At 60.5% G+C, this 729-nt stretch carries 1 protein-coding gene; it reads left to right on the top strand.

All coding sequences use genetic code 11. The annotated features are described in order from the left end of the window. Positions 1-292: 292 nt before the first annotated feature. Positions 293-729: histidine phosphatase family protein (locus EOA29_RS38775; RefSeq protein ID WP_145970132.1), on the top strand; the 437-nt coding region annotated here is incomplete at its 3' end.

Raw genomic sequence — 729 nt, 5'->3', positions numbered from 1 at the left:
GCTCGTCTTCGGAGGGTACGTAATCGGCGGTAGCGATATCGTTCATTCGACTCACCCAACAACCCCAAATTTGGCGCCTATATATTCGTCGACAAGGCCCTGCACAAGCGTAAACGATAACAGTTTCACGCATTTGTTAGTCTCGCACCGATGGCGCCTCGCCGCCTCCTTTGTTTGAACGGCTTGGATCGAATTCATCCATGATTCGGTGCCGTTGCTGGCTGTCGACCATTGTGCTTGACACCGTTCTGGTGACTAATCGCGCTGCGAGGTCAGCACCACGAGGGTCCGGTTGAGCAGACTTTATCTATTGAGGCATGCCAAGGCCGGATGGGCGCTGCCCGGTGTGCGCGATTTCGATCGTCCGCTCGACGAATCGGGCATGGCCGATGCCGAGGTGATGGGCGATGCCATGCGGGCCCGCAATTATGTGCCGGATATCACGCTCTGTTCCAATGCCAAGCGGGCGCGGCAGACGCTGGAAGGCCTGGCGGGCCGCACCGACACCGGTCGGGTCATGTTCTTCGACACACTCTACAGCGAGGATGCGGCCGGCTATCTCGACATCATCCGCAAGAATGGCGGGGCCGGCTCCTTGCTGGTGATCGGCCACAATCCCATGACGGAGGATCTCGCCATGGCGGTATCCGGCGACGGCGACGAGGCCGCGCGCGGCACGCTAAACCATGGCTTTCCCACCTCCGGCCTCGCCGTCGTGCGTTTTCCCGG

Source organism: Mesorhizobium sp. M1E.F.Ca.ET.063.01.1.1 (assembly GCF_003998155.1).
Lineage (GTDB): Bacteria > Pseudomonadota > Alphaproteobacteria > Rhizobiales > Rhizobiaceae > Mesorhizobium.
The sequence above is the reverse complement of the archived record's forward strand: the minus strand, read 5'-3'. Positions and strand labels throughout refer to the sequence as shown.